13 protein-coding genes are annotated in these 19,744 nt (G+C 47.7%); 12 read left to right on the forward strand and 1 reads right to left on the reverse strand.

Annotation, left to right across the window (positions count from 1 at the left end; all coding sequences use genetic code 11):
* The first annotated feature begins 92 nt into the window (after nt 1–92).
* The 10 genes from GO755_RS00835 to GO755_RS00880 all read left to right on the forward strand — a co-directional run bounded on the left by GO755_RS00835 (nt 93) and on the right by GO755_RS00880 (nt 17,499).
* Nucleotides 93–1,355: a FecR family protein gene (locus GO755_RS00835; RefSeq protein WP_157582676.1), complete on the forward strand. Its 1,263-nt coding sequence runs from the start codon at nt 93–95 to the stop codon at nt 1,353–1,355.
* Nucleotides 1,356–1,534: 179 nt separating this feature from the next.
* A complete protein-coding gene (locus GO755_RS00840; protein WP_157582677.1) occupies nt 1,535–5,032 on the forward strand; it encodes a TonB-dependent receptor in 3,498 nt (1,165 codons plus the stop codon).
* 48 nt (nt 5,033–5,080) lie between these two features.
* Entirely contained in the window at nt 5,081–6,610 is a 1,530-nt protein-coding gene (locus GO755_RS00845; protein WP_157582678.1) for a RagB/SusD family nutrient uptake outer membrane protein, read from the forward strand.
* Nucleotides 6,611–6,776: 166 nt separating this feature from the next.
* A complete protein-coding gene (locus tag GO755_RS00850) occupies nt 6,777–8,816 on the forward strand; it encodes a GSCFA domain-containing protein (protein WP_157582679.1) in 2,040 nt (679 codons plus the stop codon).
* A 162-nt stretch (nt 8,817–8,978) separates the two neighbouring features.
* A complete protein-coding gene (locus GO755_RS00855; RefSeq protein ID WP_227686850.1) occupies nt 8,979–11,087 on the forward strand; it encodes an outer membrane protein assembly factor BamB family protein in 2,109 nt (702 codons plus the stop codon).
* A gap of 65 nt (nt 11,088–11,152) precedes the next feature.
* Nucleotides 11,153–12,067 carry a hypothetical protein gene (locus GO755_RS00860; protein ID WP_227686821.1) on the forward strand — a complete coding sequence of 305 codons (915 nt, stop codon included), beginning with the start codon at nt 11,153–11,155 and terminating at the stop codon, nt 12,065–12,067.
* Between the two features lie 7 nt (nt 12,068–12,074).
* Nucleotides 12,075–13,439 carry an enolase C-terminal domain-like protein gene (locus tag GO755_RS00865; protein WP_157582681.1) on the forward strand — a complete coding sequence of 455 codons (1,365 nt, stop codon included), beginning with the start codon at nt 12,075–12,077 and terminating at the stop codon, nt 13,437–13,439.
* Between the two features lie 106 nt (nt 13,440–13,545).
* The gene (locus GO755_RS00870; RefSeq protein WP_157582682.1) at nt 13,546–14,628 is read left to right on the forward strand and encodes a bile acid:sodium symporter family protein; all 1,083 of its coding nucleotides are present in this window, start codon (nt 13,546–13,548) and stop codon (nt 14,626–14,628) included.
* Between the two features lie 15 nt (nt 14,629–14,643).
* On the forward strand, nt 14,644–15,927 hold the full coding sequence (locus tag GO755_RS00875; RefSeq protein WP_227686822.1) for a glycoside hydrolase family 71/99-like protein: 1,284 nt from the start codon (nt 14,644–14,646) through the stop codon (nt 15,925–15,927).
* A gap of 3 nt (nt 15,928–15,930) precedes the next feature.
* The gene (locus GO755_RS00880; RefSeq protein ID WP_157582683.1) at nt 15,931–17,499 is read left to right on the forward strand and encodes a glycoside hydrolase family 43 protein; all 1,569 of its coding nucleotides are present in this window, start codon (nt 15,931–15,933) and stop codon (nt 17,497–17,499) included.
* Nucleotides 17,500–17,638: 139 nt separating this feature from the next.
* Here the strand turns inward: GO755_RS00880 and GO755_RS00885 are convergent, their stop codons facing one another.
* On the reverse strand, nt 17,639–17,791 hold the full coding sequence (locus tag GO755_RS00885; protein WP_157582684.1) for a hypothetical protein: 153 nt from the start codon (nt 17,789–17,791) through the stop codon (nt 17,639–17,641).
* A 250-nt stretch (nt 17,792–18,041) separates the two neighbouring features.
* Between GO755_RS00885 and GO755_RS00890 the strand changes: the two genes are divergently transcribed.
* Both GO755_RS00890 and GO755_RS00895 read left to right on the forward strand, forming a co-directional pair.
* Complete coding sequence (locus GO755_RS00890) at nt 18,042–18,692, forward strand: RNA polymerase sigma-70 factor (RefSeq protein WP_157582685.1); 651 nt, start codon at nt 18,042–18,044, stop codon at nt 18,690–18,692.
* Nucleotides 18,693–18,731: 39 nt separating this feature from the next.
* The gene (locus GO755_RS00895; protein WP_157582686.1) at nt 18,732–19,730 is read left to right on the forward strand and encodes a FecR family protein; all 999 of its coding nucleotides are present in this window, start codon (nt 18,732–18,734) and stop codon (nt 19,728–19,730) included.
* Nucleotides 19,731–19,744: the final 14 nt, after the last annotated feature.

The raw sequence follows: 19,744 nt of genomic DNA on the forward strand, positions 1-19,744 counted from the left end.
TTTTTGTTGGCCTCGAAAAAAAGTTAATTAAAATTTATACTCCCTTTATCCTATTTCCCGACTCAGGTGTCTCTATAGTGTAAAGCAGCATTATGGAAGACTATAGTGGCTATTTCAGGCAGGGAGATCTGATTGCGAAATACCTGAAAGGTGAATTAAGCAGTCAGGAGCAAGACGAGTTAACGGACTGGATCGCGCAAAGTGACCACAACCGGGCGCTATTTGGCAAATTAACGCAGGAGGAAACCCTCAATCGCGAACTTGACCAGTTTGCACCCTCCCGAAAAGCAGAAGCCTGGGAGCGGATAGCTACTGAAACGGGGTTTACTAAGCCTACTTTTGTTACGTATATAGTAAACCGTTGGACTCGTTATGGTGTTGCTGCCCTGCTGTTGCTTGTTTCCGGATTAGCGGCTTATGAGCTGATTTATAAGCCAGAACCTGCTCCTCAGGTTACCGTACAACCTACCGATTTTGCGCCCGGAAGCAATAAAGCTATCCTGACCCTGGCCGATGCGTCGCAAATCAATCTGGATGACGCAACGAACGGCAAGATTGCCCAGCAGGCTGATATGATCATCACAAAAACCGCAGATGGACAGCTAGTGTACGATCTGTCTCAATCAGCAGCTGGTTCATCAGAGGATCAGGAGGTATCTCCGATTTATAATACCATTACCACACCTCGTGGCGGAAAATTTCGGGTGGCATTACCAGATGGGAGTAAGGTTTGGTTAAATGCAGCATCGTCACTGAGATACCCTACAAAATTCCGGGGACGGGAGCGGGCTGTGGAGCTTAAGGGTGAAGCTTATTTCGAAGTCGCACATGCTAAAAACAAGGCTAACGAACGCGTCCCTTTTCGTGTGCTGTCGGCGGGGCAAATAGTGGAAGTGCTGGGCACACATTTTAATATCAATAGCTATTCTGATGAGAACAGCACAAAAACTACGCTCCTGGAAGGAAAGGTAAAGGTGATTAAAACGCGGGCCTATGCGCTAGCCAACAGCGCGAAAACTGAAGCTGCTTCGGCCTTGGTACTTAAGCCCGGCGAGCAGGCGCAACTAGCATTGGGTACTCAACCTAAACTCAATTTGGTTGCTCAGGTGGATCTGGAAGAAGCGGTGGCCTGGAAGAATGGACAATTTCAGTTTAAAGACACTGACTTGCCCACCATTATGCGTCAGATAGCCCGCTGGTATGATGTTGAGATCGCCTTTCAGGGCCGTGTATCCGATGCGAAGTTTCGGGGTAAGATTTCCCGCGATGTTCCTCTTTCCCAGTTTTTTCAAATTCTGCAATTAAGTGGCGTAAACTTTAAAATAGAAGGACGAAAAATCACCGTAAAATCATGAGCGACATTGGCTAGACTGGGCAAGGCTCAGATCGGCCGCAGGCTATCTCACATAAAAAAGCCGGAATGTGTTGCGAGCACTTCCGGCCTAATGGGTGAGATCGCCTACCTGTAAACAGGCAGACAATAACGAATCAATTGCGTAGACACGTTTATCAAATCCCAAACCCTTACAAAAGTATGGAATCCTCTACTTTATACCTACCGCTCTGTTCAACAAGGCGGTGGGGACAACTTAGTAAACTTATCAATTCTCGCCTGGCCGATATCAGTCCGGGAATGAAACGAAAATGGGTTATGCGACTCAACTTGCTTAGTATCCTGATCCTGGCGACCTGCCTGCATATGTATGCGGCTGGCTATAGTCAGCGTATCTCGATTAACGAACGAAATACACCCCTCGAAAAAGTTCTGGATAAGATTGAGAAACAGAGCGGGTACTCGTTCTTTCTACAGACAGATTTGCTGGCCAAAAGCAACAAGGTGTCTCTGCACCTGAAAAATGCCAGCCTGGAAACTGTACTGAACGAACTCTTTAGAAATCAGCCATTAAGCTATTCTATTGTTAGCAAAACCATTGTTATCAAAAAGAAAGAAGACTCGGCATCGGATAAAACAACGAACTACCCCAGCTTACCAACAACCGAATTGAGAACTGGTCTGAATGCTGATTCCAGGGTGGAGTTCGAGAAGAAAATATCGGAAATCCTGATTGATCGAGCACAAACTATCAAACCTGCACTCGTGCCAATAATAGGTAGGGTTACCGATGAAAAAGGAGAAGGCATGCCGGGCGTAAGCATTGTCGTGAAAGGCACACAAAAAGGAACCACCAGCGATTCGAGGGGGCAGTTTCAACTTGATATCGCTGAGCGGGGAGTTGTACTGGTTTTTAGTTTCGTTGGTTACGAAAGCCAGGAAGTTCCGGTAGGTTCCCAAAGTACGCTCAATGTAACGTTGAGAGTAAGCGAAAAGGGATTGCAGGAAGTAGTCGTGGTTGGGTATGGCGAACAGCGCAAAAGTGATGTAACAGGCGCCACCAGCACAGTATCGGCTAAGGAAATTGCTAAGCGTCCACTCGTCCGGGTGGAGCAGGCTTTGCAGGGTACCACGTCTGGTGTTGTTGTCGCCAGCAGCAGCGGTCAGCCAGGGCGGGGGCTAAATGTACGAATCAGAGGGTCCAACTCCATTACGGGTTCCAACGATCCGCTGTATGTTATCGACGGGTTTATTGGGGGTAATATTGAGTCGATCAATCCCAACGATATTGAATCGCTGGAAATCCTGAAAGATGCCTCATCTACAGCGATTTACGGCTCTCGAGGGTCGAATGGTGTGGTACTGATTACCACAAAGTCGGGTCAGGAGGGCAAAGCAAAAGTAAACTTCAGTACCTGGTTTAGCCGGGCCAGTGTGCCTAAAAAACTGTCGCTGATGAATGCCTACGACTTTGCTCGTACGGTCAATACACAGTTTGCATCGACCGGAAATCCCCCCGCTTTTTCGGATGATCGTTTACAAACGCTAAAGGCAAATGGCGGTACCGACTGGCAGAATGAACTGCATCAGGAACCCTTGATCCAGAACTACCAGCTCGATGTGTCGGGTGGGTCGGCCAATGTCAAATACCTGATTTCGGCGAACTATCTTGACCAACCCGGCTTAATTCTGAATCAATACTACAAACGCGCCACCTTACGGGCGAATATTGACGCCAAGATCAATGACCGCCTGAATGTAAAGTTTAACGTAGCGGCTGTGATTCCACAAAACCGGAACACAAACTACTCGGGAGATCTGACCGATCCATTTACACAGGCAACGGAGTGGGACCCAACGTCGCCCGTTCGCGACCCAGCAACTGGAGCGTTTATCCTCACAGCTCCCTATGCGTCGATTCAGTATAACCCCGTAGCGCGTGCCACCAGTCAGTTCGATGAAAGTCGGAACACAAACCTGGCCGGAACGGGTATTTTGACTTACCGTATTCTGGATGGACTTACGTTTACGACAAACACGACCTACCAGATTTCGTCGCCCTTCAACCAGACATTGTTTGGTCCTGGAACCGGCAATGGCGTCTTGTACGCGCAGGTAAATGCCTCTAGAAACTGGAATTTTCAGAATAGTAACTTCCTGACCTACAAGGGGAATTTTGGTGATCACGCGCTGACCGTAACTGCCCTGTATGAGCAACAGCAGGGACAGGGTATGTCGGTGACGGCGCGGGCTAACAGTTTATCGACCTATGCATTGGGCTATTACAATTTAAGTTTAGGAACGTCCCAGCAAACGTCGTCCGGGTATTCGGCCGATGCCTTGCAGTCGTACATGGGTCGCGTGAACTATGCCTATAAAGACAAATACCTCCTTACGGCCAGTGTACGTACTGATGGGTCATCGCACTTAACCCAGAAGTACAGCACATTTCCATCACTTGCCCTCGGTTGGAACGTATCGAAAGAATCCTTTTTTCAGAACTCCAAACTGTTTTCTGATTTGAAACTTCGGGCCAGCTATGGGCAGACGGGTAATCAGGCAGTTGGCGCCTATGCCACTATTGCTCAGGTAACTACAGGAGGCAGCCAACCCGCTTATTATTATGATGGCTCTACGCCCAGCGTTGCTACACCCCTCGGCTCACCCGTATCGAGTAGTCTGAAATGGGAAACAACAACCCAATATGACATAGGTCTCGATGCCTCGTTTTTAAATGGTCGTTTACGGTTCACGGCGGATGCGTATCACAAAAACATTTCGAACCTCCTGTACAGCTATCAGGCACCGTTCTATTTAGGCGGTGGAAATTACCTGCGAAACATCGGTAGTGTCGAAAATAAAGGGCTCGAATTCTCGCTGAGCGGTACGCCGATTGCTACTGGTAAAGTCCGTTGGACCAGCAACTTCAACATATCCTTTAACCGGAATAAAGTGACTGATCTGGGTGGCCTGGACAACGTCATTGTCAATGGAGTTGGGTCTGCTTTGAACAGTGCGTCGATCCTGCGGGTTGGCCGGCCGTTGGGTGAATTTTACGGCTACCAGTTTCTGGGCACCTGGAAAACGAGCGAAGCTGATCAGGCCGCTTTGTTTGGGATGAAACCGGGTGATGCAAAATACGTCGACGTCGACGGTGATCATGCCTATACCGCAGCCGACCGGGTACCCATTGGCAATGGTACGCCCAAGTATTCATTCGGGTTTATCAATGATGTAAGCTATGGCAATTTTACGTTGAGCTTCATGTTCCAGGGCACGCATGGCAACCAGATTTACTCGCAGACACTGGCATACCTCTGGGGTGGTTTAGGCGATCAGCGAAACGCGACCACAACCGAAGCTCTGAATATCTGGACTTCCAGCAACCAGACGGATAATCCGGCGTTCAGCAATACCAGCAAGAATTTCAACAACAGCAGCCGATACGTGTATGACGGTAGCTATACCAAGTTGAAAAACCTGTCGCTCAACTACCGGATACCCGACAAACTGTTGACTAAGGCAAAGATTCGTAGCCTGGAAGTGTACGTGAGTGGTCAGAACCTGTTCACGATCACCAAATACCCCGGCTATGATCCGGAAGTATCCAATGGCACCAATGCCATTACGCAGGGGCTGGAGATGGGCGTTATTCCGAATCCAAGAACCTATACGGTTGGATTACGGCTGGGCTTGTAAGGCAATGATCTGTTTGTACGATGTAGAATTCTATCAAGAAACATAATCATGAACACTAAATTTTCACTTATACTTGTTTTCGTTGTACTGATTTTGACGGGCGGCTGTCAAAGTCTAATCGAGGACCCCAAAGGCAGTTTGACGCCGGGAACCTACTTCAAAACCCAGGCTGATCTGGATGCTTCCGTATCGGCTATTTATATTCAGTTTGCTCGGGATGGTGCCTGGGGTTTCACGAACCGGAGTACCTCGTATTTTGGGTCCGATGATTTTACAACTGATCCTGGCCTGAATAAAGAGGATTTTCGCTTGTTTGACCGGCTCTCGGGTGGTAGTGGTAACGGTAGCCTGGTAGCACAGTGGCAGGGGCCCTGGCAAGGTATTTATCAGGCCAATAACGTAATTGCCAACTACGCCAAAGTCAGTTCGACCGATGTGCTGAAAAATCAGGCGGCTGGTCAGGCATATTTCCTACGAGCGCTGGGTTATTATTATTTGGTAAGAACCTTTGGCCCAGTGCCCATTATTCTGACCCAGATTGACGTGAATGATCGTCCGGCCAGAGATCCTGTCGATAAAGTATACGCGGCTATTATCAACGATTTACAGAAAGCGAAGGAATTCTTGCCTGTATCGTTTCCGGGGCAGCCAGGTAAAGCGAACCAAATGGCTGCCAGAGCTTTACTGGCCGATGTTTATTTGTCAATGACCGGCTGGCCATTAAATCAGGCCAGTAATTATGACTTAGCGGCCGCCGAGGCTAACTCAGTTATGCAGTCTGGCAAATACGACGTAAACACGCCTTATGCCACGGTTTTTACAACCAACAATAGCTCGGAGTCTATTTTTGGTTTCCAATATAATGTGAGTGGTGGGCTGCCTTTGCGGAGTGCCGGATCATCGTCGGTGCCGCTCGACGAAATTGCTACCAATGGGTCAAGTGGCTGGGATGATTACTATCCCGAAATCAATTTCTATAAAAACGCACCCAAGTGTAGCCGGACAGATGCCACGTTTTATACGACGATCAAGCTGCGCCAGCCAGATGGTAAAACGTTTAAACTGGTTTCCTGGGATTCTCCCGAAACGCACGCGGGCCATCCGTATTACAAGAAATTCCGGGCTGGTCTGAATGGCGATGGGGTTTCTGAAACCGAAACGACGATTAATGCCATCAATCCGAGTACCAACAAGGTGTATGATGTGATTCGGTACCCGCTTGTGCTGTTAGCCTATGCCGAAGCGTCTGCTATGGCCAGTGGACCAACTGCGGCCAGCTATAACGCCATCAATCTGGTACGGAAGCGGGCGGGTTTACCCAATCTGACAACAGGCCTATCGGCACAGGCTTTCCGGGATTCGGTCGTGTATGAACGAGCGTACGAATTTGCGGGTGAGTTTGGCGTACGCTGGTTCGACATTGTCCGCCTGCAACTGCTTCCGAAAGTCATTGCATCCCGAAGTCCGTTAGAGAATCCAATTCCGGCCAATACGAATGTGAGCCAGAAATACCTGGCACCTATTCCCGTGAATGAGATGGCCCGAAATCCAGCCTGGGTACAGAATGATGGGTATTAAGGGTATTTAGAATTAGTGTGATTTGATTAGTTTTTGTCATTCCGGCGATAGGAGGAATCTCAAAGTTCCTCATAAGTCAAGCTTGAGATTCCTCCTAAGGTCGGAATGACAAAACCAACGTCTTAGACTGAAATAGAAAGGTAAAAATTGCATTCTCGATCTATCAATGAGCAAGCTAAAAGACGATAATCAGCCTAAAAACCAATCGCCAAGGCGGATTATAGTCTTTAAGGTGATCAGTATTTTTATCTCGGTTCTGCTACTCTGTTTTATTGAGATTGCTTTACGGATTTTCAATTATGGATATGATGTCAGCCTGTTCGTTGAATACCCTGACGATAAGCGGTTTTTCGTGCTGAATCCGAACGCATCGAAACGGTATTTCACGAACCAGAAAATTGCAACTACCGGGAATGTCGAATTATTTAAAAAGGTAAAGGACAAAAACACGACCCGGATTTTCGTACTGGGTGAATCGACGACGATAGGCTACCCGTATTTTCATAATGGCTCCTTTCATCGTTGGCTCCAGTATCGGTTAACACATACGTTTCCTGATCGTAATTTCGAGATTATCAACATTGCCCTTACAGCCGTTAATTCGTACACAACGTTCGGTTTTGCTAAAGAAGTCGTCGATTATGAGCCCGATGCGGTATTGATTTATACGGGTCATAATGAATACTACGGGGCTTTAGGGGTTGGCTCTACCGAAAAAATAGGCGGTAATCCTCAACTCGTCAACCTGATACTTCGGTTGCGGCAGTTACGTATGGTCCAATTGATGACCAACGCGTACGAAAAACTCCAAAGCTTGGTAGGGCCAAACAAGGCAAGCTCGGGCGGCACTCGTATGAAGTTGATGGTGGCCGATCAACAGATTCCGTACCAGTCGGAACTGTACAAGCGTGGTATTGAGCAGTTCCGATCAAATATGGATGCGACGTTGGAGCTGCTGACAAAACGGGACATCCCTGTTTTTGTCAGTAATCTGGTTAGTAATGAAAAGGACTTGAAACCGTTTGTCAGTTTTCCGGTCGACAGCCTTAAGTTTCCCCGATTTAAGCCGAATTATGCTCTTGGCCTGGCCGCTCTCAATCGTAAGAATACGGCTGAAGCGTATCGCTATTTAAAAGCAGCGAATCAGGTCTACAGTGCCCATGCGCTATGCAATTATTACCTGGGCCAACTTGCGTATCAGCAGGGCGATTTTAAGCAGGCGCAACGCTATTTTTCCAAAGCCAGAGACTTGGATGGGTTGCGATTTCGAGCACCAGCAGAATTAAATACAATTATCAATCAGTTATGCCGAACTCATAAAAATGCCCATTTGGTTGACACCAAGGCCGTTTTTGAAGCCAATTCTGCGCATAGAATCATTGGCGACGAACTCATTCTGGAACACGTTCACCCCGATTTGAGAGGGTATGCTTTATTGTCGGATGCTTTCTATGAGGCAATGAAAAAAGAGCGTCTTATTACGGTGCCACCCCCAACAGAAATGAGCCTTACGCAACTGCTTCAGGCTATGCCCATTACGAAAGTAGATTCATTGGCTGGCTTATATAAAGTGACTAATCTTAAACGAAACTGGCCGTTCAGCGAGGTAATGGCTGCAACTCCATTTACGGTAAAAACAGTAGAAGAGAAACTAGCCTATGACCTGACGTTTAAGCAGCTTCCCTGGTCCGACGCGATGAGCAAAGCATACGATTATCACATCAGCATCCATGACCTTCGACAGGCAAAGAAAATAACCGAAGCCTTAACGCTGGAGTATCCAACAGACGCGCCCTATTACGAAAAAGCGGCCATGCTCAGTGGCGAATTAAACGACAATGCGAATGCTGCTTTCTATTTTAAAAAAGCGTTTGCGCTGGCACCTTCGTTTGATAAAGCGAGATACCTTTTTGTGTTGTATCTCCGGCAGGATCGACCAGTGGAGGCTATGCCTTACCTGGATTACGCGATTCAGAACAACACCTCTCAATTCAACCTTAGTCCAGTAAAAGCCAGTGCCGAACAAGTCATTGATCTACAACAAGCATACGCTCGGGATTCATCGAATGTGTTCATTTTGAACCAGATCGCTCGTGCTTACTTTCGAATGGATAATAAAGACGGCGCGTCGAAATACCTGCATAAAGTGCTAACGGTAGATGCTACCAATAAAGATGCTTTAGTACTGATGTCGCGCATTCACTAAACGGTTCGCGTACCAATGAATACTTTAAAAAAACTAGCCGATTGGGCTGGACAATCAATACAACCTGAATTCATGTCCACGTTTCTTTTACCGTTTTCTACCACAACCACGCGTAAGGTAACCGCAATCGGATTGCTACTGGGAGGTTGCTTCCTGTCTGGAATGCAGGAACGTAACACAACCACCGACACCGGTCGGGATTGGCCGAATTATGGGGGGAATAAAGCGAATAATCGCTACTCACCACTCAGCCAGATTAATGCGGGAAATGTAAAGAACTTACAGGTCGCCTGGATGTACGACGCATCCGAAAAGCCCGATCCGAACGGCCGTAAGCGAGATCGGGCCATTCAATGCCAGCCCATTGTTGTAAACGGCATCCTGTACGGCACCACGCCCGAGCTTATTCTATTCGCCATCAAGGCAGGGACTGGCGAGGAACTTTGGCGGTTCGAACCTTCGAAAAGCGACCGTCGTAATTCAAATCGGGGAGTTGTTTATTGGGAAGATGGGAATGATAAGCGTATAGTCTATACCGTTGGGTCTAGTTTGTACGCAGTGAATGCACAAAACGGGCAGGGAATCCCCAGCTTTGGTACCAACGGAAAAGCTGATTTGCACGAAGGGTTGCAAACGAATATGGACCATGATGTGAGCAAACTATCCGTCAATGCAACATCGCCCGGCATTGTGTACCACAATACGTTTATCATTGGCTCAAGTGTTTCGGAAGGGGGAGATGCGGCTCCTGGTCATATACGGGCGTTCGACGTGGTGACTGGCAAGCTAAAATGGGTGTTTCATACCATTCCGCAACCGGGCGAACTTGGTTACGATACCTGGCCAGCAGACGCGTACAAGAAAATTGGCGCCACGAACAACTGGAGTGGTATGTCGCTGGATGAAAAACGGGGAATTGTCTATTTCGGCACGGGCTCTCCGGCGTCTGATTTCTACGGGGGTGATCGAAAAGGCACCAATCTATTTGCCAATTGCATTATGGCCCTGGATGCCGAAACCGGCAAAATGAAATGGTATTACCAGACCATCCACCATGATTTATGGGACCGGGATCATCCCTGCCCGCCTAACTTAATCACGCTGAAACACAACGGAAAACTGGTCGATGCTCTTGTTCAGACAACGAAAGATGGACTGGTGTACGTGCTGGATCGGGAGAAAGGAACCTCGTTGTTTCCGGTCGAAGAGCGCAAAGTTCCAACCACTGGCTTGCCCGGCGAACACCCCTGGCCAACTCAGAAATATCCACTGAAGCCTCTCCCGTTAAATCGCCAGGTTTATACCGAAGCCGATATTACGGATATTTCGCCTGAAGCTCATGCGTACATAAAGGAGCGTTTCCAGAAAATCCGCACCGACAATAAGTTTACACCACCAAATGCAAGTGGCACCCTACTTTTTGGCTACAGTGGAGGGGCTGAGTGGGGAGGTAACTCTGTCGATCCAGATGGGATTCTCTATCAGAACGCCAATCACCAGCCCTGGGAGCTAATCATGGCAGAACGGGCAAGTCTGAGTCAGAAAAATACTCCCCTCACGGCTGGTAATACGCTGTATATCAATAATTGTGCTGCTTGTCACGGACAGGACCGAAAGGGGAGTGGGCAGGAACTTCCTTCACTGATTGACATTGGAAAACGGCGGTCGGCCGATGAGATCAAGGCCATTCTAAAAACGGGTAGTGGACGGATGCCTTCCTTCCAGCAATTGTCGGAAAAAGAACGCGATGCACTGGTGAGTTTCTTACTCAATACAGATGCTGGATCAGCGAAGGTAGCCAGCAGTTCATCGAATGCGCCAACGCCTAAAAATGGCTTCCCCTACGTGCCAGATTATGTGGTCAAGAGCTGGCAACCCTTTGTCGATCAGGAGGGGTACCCTGGAATCAAACCACCCTGGGGCACGCTAAACGCCATCGACCTAAACACCGGCAACTATCTATGGCGCGTACCACTGGGCGAATTCCCGGAACTAACCAAAAAGGGTGTCCCCATCACGGGAACCGAAAGTTATGGTGGACCGCTGGCTACTGCAGGTGGACTCGTATTTATAGCGGGTACCAAAGACGAACGAATCCGGGCTTTCGATAAAAAGACCGGCAAAGTTGTCTGGGAATACCAGCTTCCTGCTGGTGGTTTTGCCACACCGATTACATACGAGATTGATGGAAAACAATATGTGGTCATTGCTGCTGGCGGTGGACGGGGCCAGAAAATTGGTGGAAACTACATTGCCTTTGCCCTAAAATAACTATGAAAAAAACAGCGACGATCACTTGCTTTACCATCTGCGTTTTAGCCAGTTTAATCATTAGTATGAAACCTGTTCTAGAAGCTCCGGGAGCGGAGATTACGAATGGTCTTGTGCATGCTCAACTTTACCTGCCCGATGGCGAAAACGGCTATTACCGGGGCACCCGCTTCGACTGGTCTGGCGTGGTATCAACCCTGGACTATAAAGGCCATACCTATCACGGCAAGTGGTTCGATAAGTATAATCCTACTACTCACGACGCCATTATGGGACCCGTTGAAGAGTTCGGGCCATTGGGGTTTACCGACGCCAAAGTGGGCGAGTCCTTTGTCAAGATCGGAATCGGGGCAATCACAAAGCCGGATGAGAAGCCTTATAGTTCATTTAGACCCTATACCATTGCCAATCCGGGGAGCTGGAGCGTGAAGAAGAAGGCCGATCAGGTTCAGTTTGTGCATACACTGACCGACGCTAATTACGGCTACGACTACCAGAAAACCCTAAAACTAACCAAAGGAAAACCGGAGCTGGTCATTACACATACACTAAAAAATACCGGAACCCGAACCATCGAAACAACGGTCTATAATCACAACTTTTTCGTAATCGATCAGCAACCGACGGGACCAGGTTATGCCGTCACGCTTCCGGTTAGCACGCTGTCGCCAGAAGGTGGCCGGGGTATGGGCGACTTGCTGACGTTTAAGGATAATCAGCTGATTTACCTGCGTGATCTGGAGAAAAAAGAACAAGCGTATTTCCCTGATCTGGCAGCAGGAAAGTCAGTTCCTTACGAACTAAACGTATCGAACACGAAAACGGGTGCCGGTGTAAACGTTACCGGCGACCGGGAGATCAGCAAACTAGTCTTCTGGTCTTCGTCTACGACCGTATGTCCAGAACCTTATATCAACCTGAATATCGCGCCCGGCAAGAGTTTTAGCTGGCAGATTACCTATCAATATTACCTGAAATAACCTCCTTATGAACAAGCCAGAATCACAATCAGAAACTAGTCGCCGGAACGCCCTCAAAATGCTGGGGATGGGCTCTACTGCCGGAATCTTCGGTCTCTTCGATAGCCCAAAGGCGCGGGCAGAAACCTATACCAAGCCAGCCTATGCAGTAGGTATGGCTCCCGTGACGATCAAAAGTGTGCGGGCGATTACAACGGCACCGGGCGGATCTAATCTGGTGATTGTAAAGGTAGAAACCTCTGAGCCCGGCTTGTATGGGGTGGGCTGTGCCACCTTTACGCAGCGTGCAATGGTCGTTATACCAGCCATTAATATTTATCTCAATGAATTTTGCGTCGGGAAGGATGTCGATAACATTGAGGATATGTGGCAGTCGGCTTACGTAAGTTCGTACTGGCGCAACGGGCCGGTGCTGAATAATGCCCTCTCTGGACTGGATCAGGCTTTATGGGACATTAAAGGCAAACGGGCGAACATGCCGGTCTACCAACTACTGGGTGGCAAAGCTCGGATCGCCGTTGATACATACACTCACGCCAGTGGCCCAACGCCTGAGGCTATTGCTGAAAAGGTGCAGCAGTTTATGGAGATGGGCTTCCGGCATGTTCGAATTCAGCAGGGTGGCTACGGTGGTGTAGGTGCTATGGCGGAGATTAAACCCGACTTTAAAGCGGCTGGTTTTGGCCGGGAAACGGATGATTTTTCGGATCAGCGAACTTACCTGAAACGAGTGCCTAAAATGTTTGATGTCGTTCGGAAACGCTGCGGGGAAGATGTTCAGCTTCTGCACGATATGCACGAACTGACAGAACCCATCGATGCGATCAATATGATTAAGGGACTGGAAGAATACCGGCCTTTCTTTATCGAAGATCCGTTCTCACCGGAGAATATGAACTGGTTCAAGCAACTGCGTCAGACAACGGCTGTGCCGATTGCGATGGGTGAGTTGTTCAATAACATCAACGAATTTAAAGAGCCAATGGCCAATCACCTCTTCGATTTTATCCGCATCCATATTTCGCAGATCGGAGGAATCACGCCAGCCATGAAAGTGGCGCGCCTGGGCGAGTGGTTCAACGTCAGAACCGCCTGGCACGGACCGGGCGATACGTCTCCCGTTGGGCATGCGGCCAACAATAGCATCGACATTGCCGTCTGGAACTTCGGTATTCAGGAGTCGCAGATGTTCAATGATAAAGTGAAGGAAGTGTTTCCAGGTTGTCCAATCATCAAGAATGGGTATTATCAGGTGAGTGAGTCGCCTGGTTTGGGGATCGATATCAACGAAAAAGAGGCCGCTAAATACCCCATCGGTACTAAATCCAGATGGACCGTTCGAAAGAGTGACGGTACGATTCTAAAACCGTAAGTAAGACCGTATTCTGAAATTCAATTGATTGTGATGCCAGATTGCAGAATCTGGCATCACAAAATTAGCCTGGACATCAGGTCTTTATCCAACAAGTTCGGATTTTATGAATGCTTATAAGCTATTAATAAGCCTCGCGGCTGTATGTCTTTTTATTGCCTTATATCTGGTTTTAACGGGTGCGCTGGCTCAGGCAGGGCCATTTTTTATTGCCTTTTTTATCGGGTTAGCCATTGGCTTCAGAGGGTTTGAGCAATTAAAGGGGTTTTCCTATACGGTCATCATTTTTGCCTCTGTAACGACTGCTTTATATTACCCCGACTACTTTGTTGATGTGAATGGCTTTAAGCTGTCGGGTTTGATCACCCCACTGATTCAGCTTATTATGTTCGGGATGGGTACGTCCATGAGTGCGGAGGATTTTGTGGGCGTCGTAAAGATGCCTAAAGGCGTATTCATTGGGGTTTTCAGCCACTTTCTGATTATGCCGATGCTGGGATTTACGCTAGCCAGCATCAGCGGATTACAGCCCGAAATCGCAGCGGGCATTATTCTTATTGGCTGTTCGCCCAACGGCATGGCATCGAATGTGATCTCTTATCTGGCGAAGGCAAATCTTGCTCTTTCAATTACGATAACGGCCATTTCGACCACTATTTCGCCATTCGTTACACCCTTGTTAATGAAGCTTCTGGCAGGTGCTTTCGTAGAAATCGACGTGCTGCATATGATGTGGGATATTATCAAAATGGTTATTCTCCCTATTGGGGCTGGATTGCTCTTTAATAAATTCCTGAGTGGGAAGGCCAAATGGCTCGACGATGCCATGCCTCTCGTTTCCATGTTCGGTATCGCGTTCATCATTGTTGTCATTACAGCCGCTGGCCGAACCAGTCTGCTAACCATTGGCCCTATTCTAATTGGGCTGGTATTGATTCATAATCTATGTGGTTATTTACTGGGTTACTGGTCGGCTCGCTTATTTGGGATGAGCGAACGCGATTGCCGGACCATAGCCATTGAAGTAGGCATGCAGAATGGGGGACTGGCATCCGGCATTGCCAAAGAGATGGGGAAAATGGCTACCGTTGGGCTGGCTCCAGCCATTTTCGGGCCGTTGATGAACATTACCGGTTCTGTACTTGCCTCCTGGTGGCATCGAAATGCAGGTGAAACACACAATAACTAGTCAACTCAACAAGGTATGAAAGGGCTTCATTACGTAGTAATACCGTTATTCTTACTACTTGCTTTTAACTGTCACAGCCAGACTGCCGAAACCAGATACGACGAAACGGGCTGCCTTTATACTAGCTATAAAGGGTTAGTTATGGCGGGCTACCAAGGTTGGTTCACTGCCCTGGGCGATGCCTCCGATCGAGGATGGCACCATTACCAGAAGCAGGGTAAGTTTGAGCCGGGGTTTGCCTCCGTCGATTTTTGGCCGGATACTAAAGACTACCCTACTACGTACAAAACGGCTTTTCAATACACCAACGGCGAGAATGCGTATGTATATAGCCCTTATGATGAAACCAGTGTTGATCTACATTTCAGGTGGATGAAGGAATATGGTATCGACGGTGTGTTTATGCAGCGGTTTCTGTCGGAAATAAAGTCAGAAAAAGGGAAGCGACATTTTAATAAAGTGTTGGTCAACGCACTAAAAGCAGCTAAAAAATACAAGCGCGCACTGTGTATCATGTATGATCTTAGTGGATCAACATCAGCTGATATGGCATTGCTGGTGAATGACTGGAATGAGGTGCAGCAACTTTTTTCGTTGTTCGACAATAAAGAAAACCCGACTTATCTGCGCCACAATGGTAAGCCACTACTGGCCATTTGGGGGGTAGGGTTTAACGATAACCGCAACTACACCATTGCCGACATCCAGGGGCTGGTAAATCAGCTAAAAGGGCCGACGAACAAAATTTCAATTCTACTCGGCGTACCGTACTACTGGCGAACAATGACGAAGGATACCGAAAAGTCCGACTTACTTCATGCTATTATTAAACGTGCCGATATCTTAATGCCTTGGGCCGTAGGGCGTTATAATTCAACAACCTACGCGTCGGTTTCGGGAAGTACGCTGGTTGATGATATTAGTTGGTGCAAAACGAATAACGTTGAGTATGTGCCGCTGGTGTTTCCAGGTTTTAGCTGGGGGAATCTGAAAAATAATCTTGGCGTTTATAATCAGATTCCACGTCTGAAAGGTGATTTCCTATGGCAGCAAGTGGCTGGTGCAAAGCAGGCCGGAGCTCAAAGTTTGTACGTGGCAATGTTTGATGAAGTGGATGAAGGAACGGCCATTTTCAAAACCAAAAGAGAAGGCGAATTACCACTTAATGCCAACGGAAAATTTGTAGGGATCGAAGCTGATTTACCTACCGACTATTACCTTTGGCTGACGGGTCAGGCAGCCAATTGGTTTCACGGTCAAAAAGGCTACAGTACCCAGAAGCCTTTCAGAAATAAATAACTCATGAGGAAACTCATTTTTAGTAGCCTTACCGCTATTTTACTCATTACAAGATGTCTGGCGCAGACGGCTCAATCTCCGAAAACAGGTACCACGTACCGAAATCCGGTCATTGCGGGTGATTTTGCCGACCCTTCGATTATTCGGGTTGGAAGCACGTATTATGCCGCAGGAACTTCGTCGGAATGGGCCCCTCCGTATCCAATCTACACATCGACCGATTTGGTCAACTGGACATACGTCGGCCCTGTTTTTAAGGAGATGCCCGCGTGGACAATGGGCAGCTACTGGGCGCCGGAGCTTTTCTACCGAAATGGTACGTATTTCGTGTATTATACCGCCCGTCGGAAATCAGACAAACGGTCGTACATCGGTGTCGCCAGCACCCGTGATCTGCGTAAGGGCTTCACCGACCATGGCTTGCTGATCGAATGGACCTCCGAAGCCATTGATGCATTTGTGCTGGAAGATGCTGGAAAACTGTACATTACCTGGAAAGCCTACGGATTAGACAAAGGTAAGGACATTGAGATACTGGGTGCCGAACTCTCGGCTGATGGTCTTAAAGTTACCGGCAAAGCCTTTACGCTATTAACCGCTGACCGTACTAATTGGGAAAGCGGAGGAGCAGAGGGCCAGGCTATTTTTAAACGGGGTCGGTATTACTACATGACCTATTCGGGCAATGCCTGTTGCGGTCCCCGATGCAATTACCAGGTTGGTCTGGCACGGGCCGAAAAACTCCAGGGCCCGTGGGAAAAATACGCTGGGAATCCGGTGTTGGTTAGCAACGAAACCTGGAAATGTCCCGGTCATGGAACGGTGGTCACTACGCCCGATAATCGCTATTTTTATCTGCACCATGCGTACAATGGAACCGATTTTACGTCTGTGGGACGGCAGGGTGTACTAAGTGAATTAGTTTGGGATGATAAAACCCAATGGCCCGCCTTTCGCTATGGTACCAAAATGCCCGTTTTGAGCGAATCGCCATCGGGGGATAGCCAGAAGATAGTGCCTAACCTAACGCTAAATTTTAAGGACACGAAGACTGAAATTCCCTGGGTTTGGGATGTTAGCCTGCCTAAGCCAACCTTCAGCACTAAGGAAGGTAGCTTGCAACTGGTTAATACTACTTCTGGCCCAATAGGAAGTTTTCTCGGCCTGGTTATCAAACGAGGAACCTACACCTTTTCGGCAGCCATCAATCCGCAACCCGGTGTTCTCCAAAGTATATGTTTGTATGGCGACGCGGCCAATGGGCTTGGCTTGGGCGTCCAGAAAGGATCGCTGGAGCTTTGGCAGGTAAAAGAGGGCACCCGCACAGTTCTGAAAACTCAGACAATACCCGAAAATGCACACTCGGTTAACTTGCTGGTACATACCGCTGCTGGACAATTTTATACCTTCAGCCGGGAAGTGGACGGCGGTAAACCCCAACTCGTCACCGATGATCCACTGAATGCCTTTTTTCTTCCCCGTTGGGATCGGGCACCTCGTATTGGCGTCAGTATTTCGGGAGAAAATAAGGGTAAAAGCGATATTCGATCCATTAAGATGAGTTATGAGTAGGGCTGATTAGTTAAGCCTGTGTCCTCACTATAGTCGTAAGATTAAGCCCATGGTGATGTCAGTTTTAAGAAACTGACAAGCGAGGTTTTGAGAAACCTCGTTAAGTTGACAGCATATCCAGTAGGTTTTAAGAAACCTATCATGTCAGTTTTAAGAAACTGACACCACGAAAGAAAATGAGTACTTTTTTTCCTGCCGACGCTGCGCTGTTGAGCCCCTGACGGGGCAGGAAATAATATAATGCATGCTCATGCCGTACGGTATGATCTGCATACATGAGTACTTCTTCCATAAACATTTGGTCGCTACTCCATCACAGAACGTACACTTTTTCCCACAAAAACGACCGATTTACCCCTCCCTAGTTGCCTTTATTAGGGCAACTAGGGAGGGGTAAATCGTTATAAAACATAAACTTTATGCTTATGTAAAGGGATTAAATGTAATTACGCGAAGTTTTATTTTTACTTTTTTTTGCTGGCGACTAAGGGTAAATGGGATAAAATCAGTCACCCATGTAAATACTCTCTGACCCTTAGCCAATGCGCCCAGTCGAACACTTTTCTGTTTCAGAAACTTCTTTTCATAAAGGAAGTAGTCTACGACACGATGAACTACAGTCAATAGTGGTAGATAACGAACATCTGATTCGAGTAGCTTTTACCGAGTCGACAAACAAAGGGTTTGAGGCACTATTTCGAATCTATTATCAAGCCTTGTTTAGTCACGCGCTTCGCTTTGTGTACACCAAAGAGAAGGCGGAAGATATTGTCTGCGAAGTATTTCACGATTTCTGGAAGAGTAATAGCTTCAATTCCATCCAGATTACTTACAGAGCTTACTTATACGCAGCCGTTCGTAACCGTGCCTATTCCTATATCCGGCATGAGCTCAAAGAAGAGCGCAGTATGACTTCCCCTGAATTATCGGAACAGGTTCCCAGTGCCGAAAGTCCGCAACTCCTGATAGAATATGATGAACTCTTTCAGCGCATAGAGTCGGTCATTCATAATCTGCCGCCACAGTGCCAGCGCATCTTTCTGCTGAGCCGATTTGAAGGGAAGAAAAATCACGAAATCGCCACCGAACTTGGCCTTGCTCTGAAAACGGTTGAGGCTCATATGGCTCGTGCATTAAGTGATCTCCGAAAGGCAGTCCTCGCCGTAGGTCTACTTTTCTGGCTCGTTAATTAAGGGTAAAATACACATCCACAGTCAACCTGAATAACTTATATGGAAGATATTATTGTAAAAAATCTATTGTTCGACTATTTCGCTGGTCAGATCTCACCTCTTCAAAAAAAAGCGATTGAAGCCTGGCTACAGAATCCGAATAATCATGAGCAATATTATCAGTGGTTGCACGAATGGGAATTGGCTCACTTGCAGGCACCTGCATCCTGGCAGGATGCATTTGCCCGGACGCAGGAACGAGTAAGTCAGGAGGCTCCCGAAAGTCAGCCGTTTTTGGCGGTATCCCGTAATCCTGGCTGGTGGTCGTATTATAATCATAAAATGGTGGCGGCTATTGTACTGATTACGTTAATCGGAGCTTCCGTATTTGGGTTGAAAGGGGTCATTTTTTACAAAACCATTCAGGTTGGATACGGTCAGACACAACAAGTTAAACTAACCGATGGATCGCTGGTAACGCTAAACGCCAATTCGTCGCTACGGTTTCCCCGCTTTGGTTTCGGCGATGGAACGCGAACCGTTGAACTAACCGGCGAAGCTGATTTTCAGGTACAGCATTCTCCGCTTAATCAGCGTTTTGTCGTGGTTACCCCCAAAGGACTACAGGTAACCGTATTAGGCACGCAGTTTACGGTTTTTGCCCGCCAGCGTCGATCTCAGATTACGCTTCGTACAGGTAAGGTCGCGCTGCAAATGAGTCAAACACCCAAATCACCGTCCATTATCATGAAGCCCGGTGATTTAGTGACAATGGATAATTCGGGTAAGCTAACAAGGGCGCATACCGCCAATCCCGAAATCCAGTCTGCCTGGAAACACCAACGGATTACGTTAGACAGAACCTCGCTAAAAGAAATTGCCGCCATTCTACAGGAAAATTACGGCTTTCAGGTCGAGATAAAAGATCCAGAATTAGCCAATCGTACCGCAACGGGTTCCTTCCCGGCTCATAATGCTGATGAAGTACTGGACATGATTACTGAACTATTCGACATCAACTTGACGCGCCAAAACAATAAAATCGTTTTCAAAGACTAATTCCTACCCTTTAA

The organism is Spirosoma arboris (genome assembly GCF_009754945.1).
Taxonomy (GTDB): domain Bacteria; phylum Bacteroidota; class Bacteroidia; order Cytophagales; family Spirosomataceae; genus Spirosoma; species Spirosoma arboris.

What these genes read in the sequence shown, in the direction of transcription:
- GO755_RS00875 (WP_227686822.1), top strand. Translation starts at nt 14,644, where the DNA reads ATGAAAGGGCTTCATTACGTAGTAATACCGTTATTCTTACTACTTGCT.
- GO755_RS00870 (WP_157582682.1), top strand. Translation starts at nt 13,546, where the DNA reads ATGAATGCTTATAAGCTATTAATAAGCCTCGCGGCTGTATGTCTTTTT.
- GO755_RS00865 (WP_157582681.1), top strand. Translation starts at nt 12,075, where the DNA reads ATGAACAAGCCAGAATCACAATCAGAAACTAGTCGCCGGAACGCCCTC.
- GO755_RS00845 (WP_157582678.1), top strand. Translation starts at nt 5,081, where the DNA reads ATGAACACTAAATTTTCACTTATACTTGTTTTCGTTGTACTGATTTTG.
- GO755_RS00895 (WP_157582686.1), top strand. Translation starts at nt 18,732, where the DNA reads ATGGAAGATATTATTGTAAAAAATCTATTGTTCGACTATTTCGCTGGT.
- GO755_RS00850 (WP_157582679.1), top strand. Translation starts at nt 6,777, where the DNA reads ATGAGCAAGCTAAAAGACGATAATCAGCCTAAAAACCAATCGCCAAGG.
- GO755_RS00890 (WP_157582685.1), top strand. Translation starts at nt 18,042, where the DNA reads ATGCGCCCAGTCGAACACTTTTCTGTTTCAGAAACTTCTTTTCATAAA.
- GO755_RS00860 (WP_227686821.1), top strand. Translation starts at nt 11,153, where the DNA reads ATGAAACCTGTTCTAGAAGCTCCGGGAGCGGAGATTACGAATGGTCTT.
- GO755_RS00835 (WP_157582676.1), top strand. Translation starts at nt 93, where the DNA reads ATGGAAGACTATAGTGGCTATTTCAGGCAGGGAGATCTGATTGCGAAA.
- GO755_RS00880 (WP_157582683.1), top strand. Translation starts at nt 15,931, where the DNA reads ATGAGGAAACTCATTTTTAGTAGCCTTACCGCTATTTTACTCATTACA.
- GO755_RS00840 (WP_157582677.1), top strand. Translation starts at nt 1,535, where the DNA reads ATGGAATCCTCTACTTTATACCTACCGCTCTGTTCAACAAGGCGGTGG.
- GO755_RS00885 (WP_157582684.1), bottom strand. Translation starts at nt 17,791, where the DNA reads ATGGAAGAAGTACTCATGTATGCAGATCATACCGTACGGCATGAGCAT.
- GO755_RS00855 (WP_227686850.1), top strand. Translation starts at nt 8,979, where the DNA reads ATGCAGGAACGTAACACAACCACCGACACCGGTCGGGATTGGCCGAAT.